Annotated in this window: 14 protein-coding genes; 7 read left to right on the forward strand and 7 right to left on the reverse strand. The window is 56.6% G+C overall.

What is annotated here, in order from left to right; translation table 11 throughout:
* Positions 1 to 55 precede the first annotated feature (55 nt).
* Genes fghA through ACFIO0_RS16535 form a run of 3 tightly spaced genes read left to right on the forward strand, consistent with a single transcriptional unit; the run spans position 56 to position 2772 of the window.
* The gene (fghA, locus tag ACFIO0_RS16525) at positions 56 to 889 is read left to right on the forward strand and encodes an S-formylglutathione hydrolase (RefSeq protein WP_390911492.1); all 834 of its coding nucleotides are present in this window, start codon (positions 56 to 58) and stop codon (positions 887 to 889) included.
* 3 nt (positions 890 to 892) lie between these two features.
* Entirely contained in the window at positions 893 to 2326 is a 1434-nt protein-coding gene (sthA, locus tag ACFIO0_RS16530; RefSeq protein WP_390911493.1) for a Si-specific NAD(P)(+) transhydrogenase, read from the forward strand.
* Positions 2323 to 2772, forward strand: coding sequence for a YaiI/YqxD family protein (locus ACFIO0_RS16535; protein ID WP_390911494.1), 450 nt, complete (start codon positions 2323 to 2325; stop codon positions 2770 to 2772). The genes sthA and ACFIO0_RS16535 overlap by 4 nt, the downstream gene beginning before the upstream one ends.
* 177 nt (positions 2773 to 2949) lie before the next feature.
* Here ACFIO0_RS16535 and ACFIO0_RS16540 read toward each other — a convergent pair whose 3' ends face one another.
* On the reverse strand, positions 2950 to 3738 hold the full coding sequence (locus ACFIO0_RS16540) for a YHYH protein (RefSeq protein WP_390911495.1): 789 nt from the start codon (positions 3736 to 3738) through the stop codon (positions 2950 to 2952).
* A 322-nt stretch (positions 3739 to 4060) separates the two neighbouring features.
* Between ACFIO0_RS16540 and ACFIO0_RS16545 the strand changes: the two genes are divergently transcribed.
* Genes ACFIO0_RS16545 through ACFIO0_RS16555 form a run of 3 tightly spaced genes read left to right on the forward strand, consistent with a single transcriptional unit; the run spans position 4061 to position 6512 of the window.
* Positions 4061 to 4681, forward strand: coding sequence for an HAD-IA family hydrolase (locus ACFIO0_RS16545; protein WP_390911496.1), 621 nt, complete (start codon positions 4061 to 4063; stop codon positions 4679 to 4681).
* Positions 4678 to 5598, forward strand: a complete 921-nt coding sequence (locus tag ACFIO0_RS16550; RefSeq protein WP_390911497.1) for an ornithine cyclodeaminase family protein — start codon at positions 4678 to 4680, stop codon at positions 5596 to 5598. The genes ACFIO0_RS16545 and ACFIO0_RS16550 overlap by 4 nt, the downstream gene beginning before the upstream one ends.
* Positions 5595 to 6512, forward strand: a complete 918-nt coding sequence (locus ACFIO0_RS16555; RefSeq protein WP_390911498.1) for an alpha/beta fold hydrolase — start codon at positions 5595 to 5597, stop codon at positions 6510 to 6512. The genes ACFIO0_RS16550 and ACFIO0_RS16555 overlap by 4 nt, the downstream gene beginning before the upstream one ends.
* Here the strand turns inward: ACFIO0_RS16555 and ACFIO0_RS16560 are convergent.
* Entirely contained in the window at positions 6509 to 7741 is a 1233-nt protein-coding gene (locus ACFIO0_RS16560) for an MFS transporter (protein ID WP_390911499.1), read from the reverse strand. The genes ACFIO0_RS16555 and ACFIO0_RS16560 overlap by 4 nt on opposite strands.
* 130 nt (positions 7742 to 7871) lie before the next feature.
* Here ACFIO0_RS16560 and zapE point away from each other — a divergent pair, with 130 nt between their 5' ends.
* Complete coding sequence (gene zapE, locus ACFIO0_RS16565; RefSeq protein ID WP_390911500.1) at positions 7872 to 8942, forward strand: cell division protein ZapE; 1071 nt, start codon at positions 7872 to 7874, stop codon at positions 8940 to 8942.
* Here the strand turns inward: zapE and ACFIO0_RS16570 are convergent.
* The 5 genes from ACFIO0_RS16570 to ACFIO0_RS16590 all read right to left on the reverse strand — a co-directional run bounded on the left by ACFIO0_RS16570 (position 8932) and on the right by ACFIO0_RS16590 (position 15917).
* Positions 8932 to 9450, reverse strand: a complete 519-nt coding sequence (locus ACFIO0_RS16570; RefSeq protein ID WP_390911501.1) for a hypothetical protein — start codon at positions 9448 to 9450, stop codon at positions 8932 to 8934. The two genes, zapE and ACFIO0_RS16570, sit on opposite strands and share 11 nt — an antisense overlap.
* Positions 9451 to 9661: 211 nt before the next feature.
* Positions 9662 to 10936: a Mur ligase family protein gene (locus ACFIO0_RS16575; RefSeq protein ID WP_390911502.1), complete on the reverse strand. Its 1275-nt coding sequence runs from the start codon at positions 10934 to 10936 to the stop codon at positions 9662 to 9664.
* The gene (gene accD, locus ACFIO0_RS16580; protein ID WP_390911503.1) at positions 10933 to 11862 is read right to left on the reverse strand and encodes an acetyl-CoA carboxylase, carboxyltransferase subunit beta; all 930 of its coding nucleotides are present in this window, start codon (positions 11860 to 11862) and stop codon (positions 10933 to 10935) included. Before accD ends, ACFIO0_RS16575 begins: the two co-directional genes overlap by 4 nt.
* Before the next feature lie 60 nt (positions 11863 to 11922).
* Complete coding sequence (locus ACFIO0_RS16585) at positions 11923 to 12822, reverse strand: type II CAAX prenyl endopeptidase Rce1 family protein (protein WP_390911504.1); 900 nt, start codon at positions 12820 to 12822, stop codon at positions 11923 to 11925.
* Positions 12822 to 15917 (reverse strand): ABC transporter transmembrane domain-containing protein, encoded by a 3096-nt coding sequence (locus ACFIO0_RS16590; protein WP_390911505.1) that lies wholly within the window; start codon positions 15915 to 15917, stop codon positions 12822 to 12824. Before ACFIO0_RS16590 ends, ACFIO0_RS16585 begins: the two co-directional genes overlap by 1 nt.
* Positions 15918 to 16064: the final 147 nt, after the last annotated feature.

Here is a 16064-nt window from a genome sequence, read left to right on the forward strand (position 1 = left end):
CGTTAACCAATCTGGCGTACACATCGGCCAACACGACATTCGAAGGAACGCACTTATGAAAACCATCTCTGAAAACGCCTGCTTTGGCGGCACCCAAGGCGTCTACAGCCATGCATCGGCGGCCTGCGCCTGTGACATGACATTCGCCGTGTTCCTACCGCGCGAGGCCAAGGACGGCCCCGTGCCCGTGTTGTGGTATTTGTCGGGCCTGACCTGCACCCACGAAAACGCGATGGTCAAGGCCGGCGCGCAAGTTTGGGCGGCAGAGCACGGCATCGCGTTAATCTTTCCTGACACCTCACCGCGCGGTGAAGGCGTTGCAGATGACGAAGCATACGATCTGGGCCAAGGCGCTGGATTTTACGTGGATGCAACGCAAAAACCGTGGGCCGATCATTTCAAAATGTGGACCTACGTGGCTGATGAATTGCCCGCTTTGATTGCCGAGAATTTCAGCATCGACATGGACCGTCAGGCGATCACCGGCCATTCCATGGGTGGGCATGGTGCGCTGACATTGGCGATGGGTCTGCCGGACCGGTTCTGTTCCGTGTCGGCCTTTGCGCCAATCTGTAACCCGACCTCAGCCGATTGGGGGCGCAAACAGCTGTCCGCCTATTTGGGCGATGACGAGGCCACGTGGGGGCCCCATGACGCCACATTGATGATGGAAAAGGCGGGCTTTGACGGGCCGATCCTGATCGACACAGGCACCACTGACCAGTTCATCGATTTGCTCAAGCCAGAGGCGCTGTCAGCCGCCATCGCAGCAAAACGCCAACAGGCCACCGTGCGCCTGCAACCCGGCTACGATCACAGCTATTTCTTTGTTTCAACGTTCATGGAAGACCACGTCGCCTTTCATGCAGACGCCCTATACGCGGATTAAATCATGGCCCATTACGACCTTATCATCATCGGCTCAGGCCCTTCTGGCCGCTCTGCCGCGATCCAGGCAGGCAAGCTGAAACGCAAAGTTCTGGTCATCGATCGCAAGGACCGTTTGGGCGGTGTTTCGGTGCACACCGGCACGATCCCGTCCAAGACATTGCGCGAAACCGTGCTGAACCTGTCCGGCTGGCGCGAGCGCAGTTTTTACGGGCGCAGCTACCGTGTGAAACAGGAAATCAACGCCGAAGATTTAAAGGGCCGTTTGCACCAAACGTTGGATCACGAGGTCGACGTGCTGGAACACCAGTTCAATCGCAACCACGTTGAAACGCTGAACGGCACTGCGCATTTCCTTGACGCCAACACGGTCGAAATCGAAACCGAAGCTGGTGAAACCACCAAGATGACGGCGGATAAATTCCTGATCTCGACAGGGACCAAAACCTATCGCCCCGACTACATGCCGTTCAATGGCACGACGATTTTGGACAGCGATGAATTTCTGGATATGGCGCAAATTCCACGGTCTTTGATCGTGGTTGGCGCGGGTGTGATCGGGGTCGAATATGCGACGATGTTTGCCGCCCTCGACATCTCGGTCACGCTGATCGAACCGCGCGAGACGTTCCTTGATTTCATCGACAAAGGGATCATCAGCGACTTTACCCATCAGGTCAAAGAGAACGGTTTGGACCTGCGCCTTGGGTCTGCCATCGAAAAGGTCGAAGACGCGGGAACCCACGTCGAAGTGACGCTGGAAAACGGGCGACACGTGCGCGCCGAAATGCTGCTGTTTGCCGCAGGACGTATGGGTGCCACAGACAAGCTGAAACCCGAAGCCGCCGGGCTGGAAACCGACCATCGTGGCCGTCTTGAGGTCAGCCGCAAAACCTATCAAACGACCGTGCCGCACATCTATGCTGCAGGCGACGTGATCGGGCATCCTTCGCTTGCCTCGACCTCTGGACAACAAGGGCGTGTGGCGGCCTGTCACGCGCTTGATACGCCGACACTGGGCGAAAGCGCGTGGTTTCCGTACGGCATTTATTCGGTCCCAGAAATTTCAACTTGCGGCATGTCCGAGGAAGAAATGCAGGAACGCGAAATCCCGTATGAAGTGGGCGAGGCACGCTTTCGCGAAACGTCGCGCGGACACATCATGGGGCTGGAACACGGGATGCTGAAAATGCTGGTGTCTTTGAAAACACGGCGTGTTTTGGGGGTTCAGATTGTCGGTGAAGGGGCCACGGAACTGATCCACATTGCCCAAGCGGTTTTGAACCTCAAGGGCACCGTCGATTACTTTGTTCAGAACACATTTAACTATCCGACGCTGGCAGAGGCTTATAAAATCGCAGGGCTAGACGCGTTCAACCGCATGCCGATCCCCGAAGAATTCAAAGCGCCGGACAAGAAGAAAAAGGCCAAGTCGTGAGCCTGTACATCGACGCCGACGCCTGCCCCGTAAAGGAGGAGGCGGAGCGCGTTGCAACCCGCCACAAGTGCCAGATGTTCGTGGTGTCCAACGGCGGCTTGCGCCCTTCGCAAAACCCGTTGGTCGAAAACATAATCGTCGACGCAGGGCCTGATGTGGCCGACATGTGGATCGCAGACCGCTGCGGGCCGGGCGACGTGGTTGTGACGGGTGACATTCCGTTGGCTGCAAAATGTGTCGAGGCAGGGGCCCGCGTGCTAAAACACAACGGCGAAGCATTGACCGCAGCCAACATCGGCAACGTGCTGGCAACGCGGGATTTGATGACAGATTTACGGGCCGCTGATCCGTTCCGTCAGGGTGGCGGCAAGGGGTTTACCAAGGCGGACCGTTCGCGGTTTCTAGAAGCGCTGGAGCGGGAAATGCGGGCGGCGGCGCGGGGGTGAAGGGCTGGTAAGCGGGACGAAGTTAGCTTTCGCTGTGTTCAGCCCAGCGTCCGCTTTGGGAATTGGGGCAGATACACGCTATGTTCGCGACCTGCCCCATCTTAGGAAGACACATAGTGCCCTTATGGCAATTCATGCTGTCGTCGCCGAATGCAAGAGACTGGTTAGCACTTTGGCTCAGCCGTCGTTTTCAACAGGTGGCTCGGGGCGCTCAGGACGATCACCACCGCCGCCGCCCATTGCGGCTTCGGTCACGTTTCCGCGCAGACAGCGGGGAAAGAACGGGAACGTATCGGTGGCGTAGTAGACATATTCACCGTCAACCATCGTCCCATTGCATTCATCCAGCGTGCCGGACCCGTCGACGTATTCCCAATCCTGCACATAGGTACCGTCATGGACGCCTTCTGGCGCACCTTCGCCTTCGCGTTCACCGTCTTTAAGTTGGTAGGACGATTGCACATCGCTCCCAACGTAATGAATTTCGAATCCATCAGTGGCATAGGCGAACAGTGTACCGTCAAGATTGTTCATCACAGCTTCGGGAATGCCATGATAGTGGTACATTCCGGCCCCATCCACATGTGCATTCTGAGCATCCATGATCAAACCGCCCACACCTTCGACGTTCCAGCCGGATGAGCGGTCGCGGGACCAGCCTTTCTCGGTCGTTGGATCATAGTATTCCGCCGTGCCAGGACGCAGGGGAACTCCTGTGACGGTCATGCCAGAGATCATGACCCGTTCCGTTATGGTGCCCGTATTTTCAGGCATCGCATCGACGCAGAACAAATGATCCTGAGGTTCGACAACAGCCCCTTCACGCCATGTGCCAACCTCGTGGTCAGGTATACCGTTTGAGACGATACAGCGTTGATCCCCTTGGATCGTGATATTCAGTTCATGCGCTTGCGCCGCACTGGCAGCCAGAAGTGTCAAGGCGGTTGTCGCGAAAAGGTTTTTCATAATTCTCTCCTGATGTCCGTTCCATTTTATACGGCTGACAGATAAATTTCCGTCGGTTTAATAACAAATAGGATTAACACGCGTTCCATCTGTTACGTCGTCAGCGATCCGAAAATCGGCGCAGGAATTCGCATTTAGTTCACCAAACCCATGTAACTCTAGCGGCTGGAGCAGACATTCGCTGCAAAGTATAAAACTGGCAAAGTGGGCTCATAGCCGCCGTTCACTTTTTCCTAACTTGAAGGCCCGAGCTTTTACATCATAGATTGACCTTTTGCCAATTCCGCGTGAGTCTGCCTGCGACGCTAAAAGGATACCACTTATGACCATCAAAGCCGTAATCTTCGACATCGGAAACGTACTGATCGGCTGGCAGCCGGAGCAGTTTTTTGACAGCGTGATCGGCGAAGAACGTCGCGCTGCGTTCTTTGCGGCCGTTGATCTGCATGGCATGAATGACCGCATCGATGCAGGTGCGAATTTTCACGACACATTGATGCAAACGGCCAAGGATCACTCTGACTGGGCGGACGAAATCCATCTTTGGCATGACCGCTGGATCGACATGGCGGCCCCGCTGATCACCCACTCAGAGCGGTTGATGTATGCGTTGCAGGCCAAGGGGATACAGGTTTTCTCGCTCACCAACTTTGGTATCCAGACCTATGATTTGGCGGCTGAATCCTACCCGTTCATGCGCAAATTTGATCGCGATTTCATCTCGGGTCACATGGGGGTGATCAAACCCGATCCGGTGATTTATCAGATGCTCGAGGACGCCTCAGGCCTGTCCGGTGACGCCTTGCTGTTTGCCGATGATCGCCAAGACAACATCGATGCCGCCAATGCGCGCGGCTGGCAGACACATTTGTTCGAGCATCCGCAGGGGTGGGCGAATAAACTGGTCACAGCAGGCTTGCTAGGCAGAGATGAGGCGCAATGACTTCGATCCCGTTTATCCCATTTGACGAAGGCGAGGCCGTGCTGGATTGGATCGGCCTGACGGACGCGTTGGCCGCCGGGCACACCCTGCCCAAAGCCGAAATTGGCGATACGTTTTTGTACCGCGATCCAGACACTTTGCTGTCGCGGTCCGCGTGGATCGACGGGCTGGGTATCGCAGTAAAATCAGCCACCGTTTTCCCGAACAATCCCGCCTCTGGCGCACCGATGATCAATGGCGGCGTGAACCTATATTCTAATGAAAACGGGATACTTGAGGCGATCATCGACTTTCATCTGGTGACCAAATGGAAGACCGCCGGTGACAGTCTGACGGCCGCGCGTCGCCTTGCGCGTGCCGGCAGTCGCAACATCCTGATCGTGGGCGCTGGGACTCAAGGGCGCGCGCTGCACAGTGCGTATCGTGCGGCGTTTCCCGCTGCTGTTTTCACCGTCTGGAATCGCTCTGCCCCGAACGCAGAACAGATGGCGGCAGAGCTGCCCGGCCTGTTGATCGCAGATGATCTTGAGACCGCTGTGAACAACGCCGACATCATCACCTCAGCGACGATGTCAACCGAACCGTTGATCAAAGGGGCGTGGTTGCGACCCGGCCAACACGTTGATTTGATTGGTGCTTATCGCCCTGACATGCGCGAAGTCGACAACGAAGCCTTGCAGCGCGCGCGTGTGTTCGTGGACAGCCATGACACCACGCTGGGCCATATCGGCGAGATCAAAATTCCGCTGGAAACAGGCGCGATCAGTCGCGACCACATCGTGGCGGACTACTACGACATGGCCGCGTTCAAACGCCACTCCGACGATGAAATCACACTGTTCAAAAACGGCGGTGGCGCGCATCTGGACCTGATGACCAGCCGCTATATTCTGGATCGTTGGATGGACAAATCATGACGTGGTTTATCGTCATTCTGCTCGGCGTCATTGCCGTTCCGGTCGTGATCGAGATTACGCGCAAAAGGATGAACGACAGTGCGCGTAAAACCGCGACAGGGCAGTTCGCGACGCTGTCCCAAGGCGTCACGCATTTTGAATGGTTCGGCCCTCAACGCGGCGCGATTATCGTCTGTGTGCACGGGCTGACGACGCCATCGTTTGTGTGGCGGGGGCTGACCAGGGGGCTCGCGATTATGGGCTATCGCGTGCTGACCTATGACCTGTTTGGCCGTGGGTATTCGGACAAAGCCAAAGGCGCACAGAGCAGTGATTTCTTTTTGCAGCAGTTAAACGACCTGCTGGAACACCAAGGTGTTGTGCGCGATTTCACAGTCATAGGCTATTCAATGGGTGGTGCAATTGCGACGCTGTTTGCAGCCCAAAACCCCAGCCGCTTGCGTCAACTGGTTTTGATCGCACCCGCAGGCATGGGCACGGTTGCGTCACCCATTGTGAACTTTATCGCAAAGACGCCCCTGATCGGGGATTGGTTAATGTTGGCCTTGTACCCTAGCAAAATGCGCAAGGGCATTGCGGCGGAACGCGGTCTGCCATCGTCCGTCGAGGGCATCACCGAATTACAAGAAAACGAGCTGACGTATCGCGGCTATGTTCCTGCCGTTCTCGCCAGTTTGCGCGGCGTTCTTGGCACAGCACTTGAGGCCGAACATCGCGCAATCCATGCGGCACGCACGCCGGTTTTGGCGGTTTGGGGCGGCGTTGACGACGTGATCCCGATTGCTGCGGCTGGCACGCTTGCACAGTGGTCACGCGGTGCGGTGCAAGAAGTGATCGAGGGCGCAGGCCACGGTGTGACCTACACGCACACGGATGAAATTTTGGCTATTCTTGCAGAAAATCTCGAACGCTAGACGGCGACCAGTTTTTGTTCGCGAATGGGCAAATGTACGATCGCACTGAATGCGCCGATTGCGACGCCGAACCACCAGACAGCAGTGTAATCACCGTATAAATCGTACATCCGCCCGCCCAACCAAACGCCCAAAAAGCTGCCCAACTGGTGGCTGAAAAACACGATCCCGTACAGCGTTCCCATGTAGCGCAACCCATAAAGATGCGCGACCAAGCCAGATGTCAGCGGCACCGTCGCCAACCAAAGCGACCCCATCGCGACCGAAAACAGGATGACCGACAACGGCGTAATCGGCAGCATGATGAACAGCCCGGCAATAATCGTGCGCCCGGTGTAAATGCCCGCCAGCAGGTATTTCTTGGAGAAATGCTTGCCCGCCCAACCAGCCAACAGCGTGCCAGCAATGTTGGCCAACCCGATCAACGAAATCGCAATCGCCCCCAGCGCGGATGTCGTCGTGATCCCCATGCTGTGCAGCGCGCCACCGGGCAGGATCGGACCACACATTTCAGTCACAAACGCAGGGAAATGCGCGGTGATGAACCCCAACTGGTACCCGCAAGAAAAGAAACCCAGAAAGATCAGCATAAAGGACGGATCTTTGGCCGCTCTTAACAGAATTTCGCCCATGCTTTCTTGCAATTCCGCCTTGGTTGCCATGGCGGGTGCGCGCATCAATGGCAGGGTAAACGTGATCGCCACAACCATGCCCGCAAAGACCAGAAACACAGATTGCCACGTCATGATAGTCATCAAACCTTCGGCCAACGGCGCGCCAAAGACTTGACCGACGCTGCCGGCAGCCGTCACAATTGCCAGCGACATGGATCGGTTTTCGTCGCTGGACGCACGCCCCACAACGGCCAAGATCACGCCAAATCCAGTTCCTGCGATACCAAATCCAACCAGCCATGCGTAGGTCTGATGTTCAAACGGGGTTGTGCCATTCGCAGACAGAACCATGCCCAAAGCATAGAAAATCGCGCCGATGATGATAGCCTTTCGATCACCGATCTTTTCCGCAATCGCACCAAAAAACGGCTGCCCGATCCCCCACGCGAGGTTCTGGATTGCAATCGCCAAGGAAAATTCCGCCCGCAGCCACCCAAATTCCTCGGCAATCGGAATTTGAAACACGCCAAAGGATGCGCGCACCGCAAAGCTGACCATGATAATCACGCAGCCCACGATCAAAACGGGGGTCATGATGGGGGTGCGGTGGTCCATGTCGATGTCTCCTGACCGGCGGTTGTGGCCACCTTATGCAGACACGCGCCCGCGTCAAATCAGCAATTTTTGTCAAACCATCACAAAGCTTGATCTTTTCACCAAGAAGACGGCACGCTATGCCCGACATATGACTGATTTGACACGCCTTTACGCTGACCTCGTCGCGGCAGGTTCGCTGACAGCGGACCCCGCCCAACAAGCTGTGCTGCCGCAGTTCGAACGCATCCGCGCAGGTGTCGAGGAACCTGTAAAATCCAGTTGGTTTCGCAAAGCCCCCGAGCCGCCAAAGGGGCTGTACCTGTGGGGTGGCGTCGGGCGCGGTAAATCCATGCTGATGGACATGTTTGCCGAAAACATGGGTGACGTGCCAGTGCGCCGCGTCCATTTTCACGCCTTCATGCAAGAGATCCAGACAGCGATGCACGCCGCACGCGCCACCGGTGTTAAAGACCCGATTGCACCAGTTGCGGCCGCTGTAGTGGCCCAAGTTCGCGTGCTGGCCTTTGATGAAATGCAGATCACTGACATCACCGATGCGATGATCGTGGGTCGCTTGTTTGAGGCGCTGTTTGCCGCCGGCGTTGTCGTTGTGACCACGTCAAATCGCATTCCCGATGATCTGTACAAACACGGTTTGAACCGCGAGGCGTTCTTGCCCTTCATCGACCTGATCAAAGACAAAATGGAGGTGTGCGAGTTGGTCAGCCCAACCGATTACCGCCAAGATCGCCTGTCAGGTTCGCAAGTTTATTTCACCCCGTCTAACGCCGAATCCCGCGCCGCTATGAACGCCGTTTGGCAGGATTTAACGGGCGGACCGGCAGAGCCATTGGTGTTGAAAGTCAAAGGCCGCGACGTCGTGTTGCCCGGTTTTAGAAACGGAATTGCACGGGCTAGCTTTTTCGATCTTTGCGGGAAATTCCTTGGGCCCGCAGATTTTCTAGCCGTGGCTGAGGCGGTCAAAGTATTGCTGATCGACGATATTCCGCAACTGTCGCGGTCAAATTTCAACGAAGCCAAACGCTTTGTCACGCTGATCGACGCGCTCTACGAGGCCAAGGTACGGCTGATTTGTTCCGCCGCCGCAACGCCCGAAATGTTGTATGTCGAAGGCGAAGGCACATTCGAATTTGAACGCACGGCGTCGCGTCTGCGCGAGATGCAAAGCGACGGCTGGGGCGACGCGGCTACTGCGTGATCAGCGAGGCAAGCCCAAGCAACAACGTGTCCGTATCCAAACGCCCCGACGCGGTCTGAAGCGCAACAGGAACCGACATTTCACCGCGTCCTGCGGCGGTGTTCAGCAAGGCATCAATGTAGGCATTCGACTGTCCTTCGGCTAGGGCCTGCACCAAAAGATCATACAGCGCGTCGCCTGGAACTGCGGTGTGGCCAAAGCTTTCTAATGCCGTTTTTGCCAGCTGGCGCAGGTCATTGCGCTGTCCGTTCAAACGGATCGGGCTACGCAGCATTTTGCTGACATCACCGGTCAATTCAGATTGGGTCAACGTCAACAGCGAGGTGTTAGACCGGGTTACGTCTTGGGTTTGTTGCGTGGATGCGGCGCGCGCCAATTGCGTGTCAGACGTTACAACTGCGGTTGGTTGCTCCGACGCTGCCATTTGCTGCGGTGCGCGGCTGGGTTGCATCAGGATCAAACCGATCGTCACCAGCAAAAAGGCCGCTGCAATCAACATCAATTTCATATTAGAAGACGCGCCCTCGGCGTGCGGGTCCCTAGACTCGCTTAACCAAGGCGCATTTAACTTGCGCCAGCCCATATTGCTCTTCCCTCAAAGAGTAGAGACTGATGATGCAACGTGCATCCCAGCCCTTGTGTTCTACTCAAGATATAGGCGGAAATCTGCTAATACGTCAACATGCGGTTGATTCGCGCAACTCAAATACTTCTGTAAGTTAGCCGTTTTCGCGCAAAACCGCGCCAGCAAGGTACAAAGACCCGCAAATCAGAATGCGGGCTTGGCTGTCTATGGCCAAGATTTCGGTGATCGCCGTACGCACATCCACCGCTTCATGTGCGGGAATTCCAGCGGCGTTGGCGGCAATCGCCGTGTCCGCACCGGGCAACGTGTTCACTTCGCCGGGGATCGAAACGGCGCTGAGCGACTGTACGTGTTCCACCAACGGGGCCATGTATCCATGCACGTCCTTGGTGTTCATCAGGCCACAGATCAGATGCGTGGGTCGTTTTGGCAAACGGGTCAGCGTTTCCGCCAACGTCGCGGCACAGGCCGCATTATGCCCGCCGTCCAGCCAGAATTCAGCGTCCGGCCCCAGATCGATCAACGGACCGGAATCCAGCCGCTGCATGCGCGCAGGCCAACTGACATCCCTTGGTACCGCCTCGCATGCGTCCTCGCCAAAGCCGAGGTGGCGCAGGGCCGTCAGGGCTGTGCCTGCATTCTGAAACTGGTGTGCGCCCATCAAGGTGGGGGGTGGCAGGTCTAGCAGCCCATTTTCGTCTTGGTAAATCAGGCGGCCGCGTTCTTCCCATGCGTGCCAGTGTTGGCCTTGGGCAAGCAACGGCGCGCCGATTTTGGCGGCGCGCGCCTCGATCACATCCAGCGCTTCGTCAGATTGGCCCGCGATAATTCCGGTCACGCCACGTTTCAGAATTCCCGCCTTTTCGAACGCGATTTCGCCAACGGTATCACCAAGAAATTGCGGGTGATCAAAGGACACCGGCGTGATGATTGTCAGCGCGGGTTTGTCGATTACGTTGGTCGCATCCAGACGCCCACCAAGGCCGACCTCTAGCAGGGTGTAATCCGCAGGGGTGCGCGCAAAGGCGAGCATCGCCGCACAGGTCGTGATTTCAAAATAGGTGATCGTCTCGCCGCCGTTGGCCGCGTAACATTCATCTAGCACTTCGGTCAGATACGCCTCGTCAATCAGTGTGCCCGCGAGGCGAATTCGTTCGTGAAAACGCGCCAGATGCGGCGAGGTGTAGGCGTGCACCGTCTTGCCAGCACCCTCTAGACCGGCGCGGATCATCGCTTGGGTCGAACCCTTGCCGTTGGTGCCAGCGATGTGGATCACGGGCGGCAGATCGTTTTGCGGATTGCCCAGCGCGTTCAGCAAGCGAAACATCCGATCCAAGGTCAAATCGATGATCTTGGGGTGCAAGGCCATCATCCGATCCAGGATGGCGTCCGAATTTTTCGTGCTCATTTGGCGTCAGTCACCTGTTCAGACACAGCGTCTGTGGCCTCGGGGTCTGGTGCGGGCAGATCACCTTTGATCGCCGGGGTCATGCCCATCAGCATGCGCACTATTGTAATCAGTTCTTCGCGCATGTCGGTGCGTTTGATGACGCGGTCCAGCATGCCGTGATCCAGCAAATATTCCGCGCGCTGGAACCCTTCGGGCAGTTGTTCGCGAATGGTTTGTTCGATCACGCGTGGGCCGGCAAAACAGATCAGCGCGTTGGGTTCGGCGATGTGCACGTCGCCCAGCATCGCGTAGGACGCGGTCACGCCGCCTGTGGTCGGATGCGTCAGAACCACGATGTAGGGCAGCCCGGCTTCTTTCAGCATTTGCACAGCCACGGTCGTGCGCGGCATCTGCATCAAGGACAAAATCCCCTCTTGCATGCGCGCGCCACCGGCGGCGGAAAACAGCACCAGTGGGCGTTTTTGTTTCACGGCCTCGGTGGCAGCCGCGATGATCGCGTTGCCCACGTACATGCCCATGGACCCGCCCATAAACGAGAAATCCTGCGCTGCCGCAACAATCGGTGTGCGCCCGATATCGCCAACCGCAACCAACATGGCGTCTTTTTCGCCCGTGGTTTTCTGCGCAAGCTTCATCCGGTCGGGATATTTTTTCTGATCCCGAAACGTCAGCGGATCAGCGATGGGTTCAGGCACATCGATCTCGGCAAAAATACCGCCGTCAAACAGGGCGGTAAACCGGTCACGCGGGGTGATCGCCATGTGATGCCCACAGCTGGTGCAGACATTCAGGTTGTCCGACACTTCGCGGTGAAACAGCATGGTTCCGCATTCACTACATTTCGTCCACAGATTATCCGGCGTTTCGCGACGCGAGAAAATCGAGTTGATCCGGGGCCGGACGTAGTTGGAAATCCAGTTCATGGTGTCGTTCCCTATGGGCTGTGTTGTCTTTCAAATAGTCTGGGCGATGGGCAAATGCAATCAAGCCATGATCGCCAGACGCGCGGCAAGCCAACTGATACAGATCAGCGCAAAGTCGACAGGCAGCCACGCGCGCATCAGTTCGACGTCTTGTAGGCCAAAGGGCAGCAGAAACAACGCGGCTCCGTCCAGCGATTCTGGAATGGACACAATCAATAGCGCCGAGACGTTGTTGACGAAATGCACCGCCATCGCTGGCCCCAAGCTGCCGGCACGTGCGGTCAAATCCGCCATCGCCAGCCCGAACACAAACGCCCAGATCACCAGAACATACGCGTTTTGGCCAGCATTTGTGGGGTCGTAGTGCCCGATCGCAAAAATCGCCGAGGGTACAACCATCCACACCAAAGGCGATTTAAAACGCGCGGCCAGTTGCTGCTGCATGTAGCCGCGAAACAGAATTTCCTCGGCGCTGGTCTGGATCAGAACCGCCAGCAGCGTCAGCGGCAAAATCGCCACCCATTTGCCCAGCGGCAGGTTCGGAACCAGCGGTTCTCCGTAACCCCAAGGCGGCAAAATAAAGACCACGAGCAGCAGCAATCCCATCATCGCGCAGACCCGCAAAAACTGCGGAATGACCAAGCGGACTGGCCCGAATATCGTGCCAATGGGGCGGCGATGCAGCGTCAGAACCACCAAAAACACAGCGGTTGTGAACATCGCAAAGCCTGACAGCAGCACCACTACCGACGTCGCTGTGCTGCCAAAATCACCGTCCAGCGGGACCACTGACAGGCCAAGCATGGTTAACGTGCTGACGATCACCGTGTTGTAGAACGCGAATAGGAACAGTGCTATTCCGGTGCCCAGGAACAGGCCAACGATCAGGCGCCACAGCTCGGAGTATTTCTTGGCCGGCCGTGTCAGATGCGTGTGCGCTTTGTACTCAAAATTCCACATCAGATGTCTTTCAAAGGTGGGGCGGGTGGACCCTGATCGACAGGCAAATCGACATCGGCATTGGCCAGCAATTCAGCCGCGTTTTGCAAATGCCCGCCGACGGTTTGCAGCAAGGTCAACAGCGCTGAGTTGTCGTTTTCAATGACAGAGCGGAATTCCTCGGCGCCGATCCGCAGGAATGTGGTTTCGGTTGTTGCGACCAAATCGACCTTGCGCTCTTCTTTCATGATGATCGCGAGATCGCCGATCAGACGCCCCGGTTCAACCGACGACACCGCGTATTTTTCGCCGTCATCATCCGCAAAAAATAACTGGGCACCACCTGCAACACACAAGTAAGCAGCGTCCGCCTTGTCGCCTTTGGCAAAGATCATCTGCCCCGGTTTTGCTGTGTACCACTGTGCTGCAAACGCCAGCAGCCGTTGGTTGCGGCTATCAAGCTTGGCAAAGGTGTCGGTCTGGGAAATCGCGCGTAATTTGCTGCGCAGATCATCCGATCCGCCGTCAGGAACCAGATCGTTGTCTTGCATTTGGACACCATCGATCCGACCGTTTTTGATTTCAACATACAGGTCGTATTCGCTGGGGTTTTCAAAATTGTCTTCCATAAAGATCAACGTTGAATCCGGCAAAATATCGCGCAACGCGCTGCGCATTTTGCGGCGGCTTTCGGCGTCGTGGCTGGCAATCGCTTTGTCCAGAACCAGAATATCAGGCCGCTTGATCCCGGCACGACTGAAGGCTGCACGTTCCTGAAAAACTGCCGGCAAATTGGCACCACCCAATCCTGTGGGCAGATCAAAAATGGTTTCTGCAACAAGGCGGCGTAGATCGTGCTGCGCCAAAACATCCGTGACGATGGCGCGCACGTCTTCGGTTTTGCTGCCCGCAAATGCAGAAATCCGACCGTACAGCGCGTTTTCCATCAAGGTGAGACGCGGCAGGTAATTTTCGGGCGCGACCGGCACGAACATATCTCTGGTGCGCGCGCGCAACCCCTCGGCGTTGGTGCGGCGAATGTTGAGAATATCTTGTTTAAAACTATCTGGAAAGGCGGGCCCGATCTGTTCGGCGGTAAAGGCAAATGGCACCGTCAGCAGCAGCGAAAATTCGTCTTCGCTGAGCGCACCATCGCCGTGTTCGCGCCTGCGCGTCGCGATGTCGACCAACCGTTCGTACAGGTCTTCTTCGATCCCGAGCGCGGTGAAAAGCGGGTGATTGGTACCGTCCATTCCAAAGGTTTGGTGCAGCGTTTCGATGACCGTTTGCGAGATCGCAATGCCTTGTTCGGCCAATCCCTGATCAAGGATCATCGCCAGAAAATTCTTTTCCGCGGCCAGTCGTTCCTGACTGATTTCAGCCAAAGGCGACGCGAACAGCAGGTTGCCACCCAACGGCACCGCTGGATTGAATGTTTCAGGATCAAACCGGAACACCACGTCATTTAACCCGGCCGCGACAATGCGTTTGTGCACCTCATCACGCAGCCCGACCACGGCACGGGCAAGCTGTGGATGCAGCTTTGCATCGATGCGCGCGCCCAACATACGTTGGAACATGAATTCATCGATGCCCATCGCGGTGACCAGTTCAAACCACCATTTTCGGATGGCCACGGCGTCTGACAAATCAGCCAACGCCGGATCAAGCCAATCTGCGCGCAGACTGTCGGGGCTGTTGCCTGAGCGTTCAGATTCATTGGCGAACCGGTCGCGTTTGTCAGGGTCCCACAGGATCGTTTTGGGCGAGGTCATCAGCGGCATCATCAGGTTGCTGCCCAGCGTGCCGTCAAACAAATAAGGTCGCGAATGGGCGTATCCGATGCGCGCAGCAATCACCGCTTGATGCAGGCCGGACAGGTCGTGGTCTGCAATCCGCACGGTGCCGCGCGTCGGGTTCACTTCACGCGTCAGCAGCTCTGCCAGAGCGGTCCGTTCGGTTTGGTTGGTCACTTTGATCGCCACGCGAGAGCCGTGCGGGATCGTCAGATTGATGTCCTCAAGCAGCGTGTTTCCGGACGCTGTGCGCAGGGTCACGTGATCCAGTTCAACCGCGCCGCGCAGGTGTGGCATGTCGGCAGGCGCGCCCACGAATAGTTCTTCTGCCACCATGCCTTTAGGTTGGAACCGCTCTGTCACGATGTCCCAACGCAGGGACATGTCTTGCACTTGATTGTAGTAGGTCAGCAGTTCTTTCCACGGGCTAGACAGGTCTTTGTATGCCGCCAGCGCAGCCACCAGCGCACCAACGGTAATGTCGCCACGAATGGCCAGATAGCCACCAACGAGGTAGAAAAAGAACGGGGTCAGCTGGGTGATGAAGTTGTTGAGAAACTTCATAAAAAACTTTTTGTTGTAGATTTTGTAGCGAATTTCAAACAGCCGCCCCAAGCGATCGGTGAACACAGCCAAGCGATACCGCAGCCCGCCATTGGTGCGCAGATCGGTGATGCCCGCGGCGGTTTCGCCGATCTCTGCGGCAAGGCCACGCACCTCTTTGATGCGATCCTTGTTCAGCAAATTGATTTGGCGTTGCAGCAGCGGAATGATGTAGGCCTGCAGCGGGATCAGCGCGATCCCCGCCAGGCCGAACCACACCGATTGCAGAAACAAAAAGATCACAATGATCAACATTTGACCCAGCTGAAACACGGGCTGCGCGACCGCATCGCCCATCAGGCCACCCATCGGTTCGGCCTCGGATGTGACCATCGCGACCAGTTCGCCTTGCGATGTGGCTTGGAAATAGCTGCGCGGAAACCGCATCATCCGTTCGATCAGCCCAAAACGAAAGCGGCGCAGCAAGCGTTCGGCCACCACACCCTTCATTGTGTTCAGGCGCATCTTGATCAGCCCGTGCACCAGCACTGATCCGAGATAGCCAAAGCACAGCGCCAGCAAAAACTGGGTTTGGCTAAAGCTATTGCCCCAGACCACAATCGTATCGCTGGTTGCACCAATGGCGTCGTTGATGATCCGCTTTGGCAACTCAAGCGTGACGTACAAAAGCGGGAAGGAAATCAGCGTCACTGCCAGCAACATCAATTGCTCGCGTTTCGAATATTTCCAGATGAATGAAAAGAGGGTCGGTTCCATGGGTGCAATCCAGTGCAGGGACACGCCGAAATAGACCTGCCGTGAGTGTCGAAATTAGTCACACCGCCGTTACAATACAAGTTCTATACGCCTGCAAAAACCGCTGGCCTTTGATCCGTTCTTGCAGGCGCGCGCGCGCTTGGGTAT

Origin of the sequence: Pseudosulfitobacter sp. SM2401 (assembly GCF_042932805.1) — a bacterium.
Taxonomy (GTDB): Bacteria; Pseudomonadota; Alphaproteobacteria; order Rhodobacterales; family Rhodobacteraceae; genus Ascidiaceihabitans.

Coding starts and splice junctions, on each gene's coding strand:
- fghA (WP_390911492.1), top strand. CDS start 56: ATGAAAACCATCTCTGAAAACGCCTGCTTTGGCGGCACCCAAGGCGTC.
- sthA (WP_390911493.1), top strand. CDS start 893: ATGGCCCATTACGACCTTATCATCATCGGCTCAGGCCCTTCTGGCCGC.
- ACFIO0_RS16540 (WP_390911495.1), bottom strand. CDS start 3,738: ATGAAAAACCTTTTCGCGACAACCGCCTTGACACTTCTGGCTGCCAGT.
- ACFIO0_RS16545 (WP_390911496.1), top strand. CDS start 4,061: ATGACCATCAAAGCCGTAATCTTCGACATCGGAAACGTACTGATCGGC.
- ACFIO0_RS16550 (WP_390911497.1), top strand. CDS start 4,678: ATGACTTCGATCCCGTTTATCCCATTTGACGAAGGCGAGGCCGTGCTG.
- ACFIO0_RS16555 (WP_390911498.1), top strand. CDS start 5,595: ATGACGTGGTTTATCGTCATTCTGCTCGGCGTCATTGCCGTTCCGGTC.
- ACFIO0_RS16560 (WP_390911499.1), bottom strand. CDS start 7,741: ATGGACCACCGCACCCCCATCATGACCCCCGTTTTGATCGTGGGCTGC.
- zapE (WP_390911500.1), top strand. CDS start 7,872: ATGACTGATTTGACACGCCTTTACGCTGACCTCGTCGCGGCAGGTTCG.
- ACFIO0_RS16570 (WP_390911501.1), bottom strand. CDS start 9,450: ATGAAATTGATGTTGATTGCAGCGGCCTTTTTGCTGGTGACGATCGGT.
- ACFIO0_RS16575 (WP_390911502.1), bottom strand. CDS start 10,936: ATGAGCACGAAAAATTCGGACGCCATCCTGGATCGGATGATGGCCTTG.
- accD (WP_390911503.1), bottom strand. CDS start 11,862: ATGAACTGGATTTCCAACTACGTCCGGCCCCGGATCAACTCGATTTTC.
- ACFIO0_RS16585 (WP_390911504.1), bottom strand. CDS start 12,822: ATGTGGAATTTTGAGTACAAAGCGCACACGCATCTGACACGGCCGGCC.
- ACFIO0_RS16590 (WP_390911505.1), bottom strand. CDS start 15,917: ATGGAACCGACCCTCTTTTCATTCATCTGGAAATATTCGAAACGCGAG.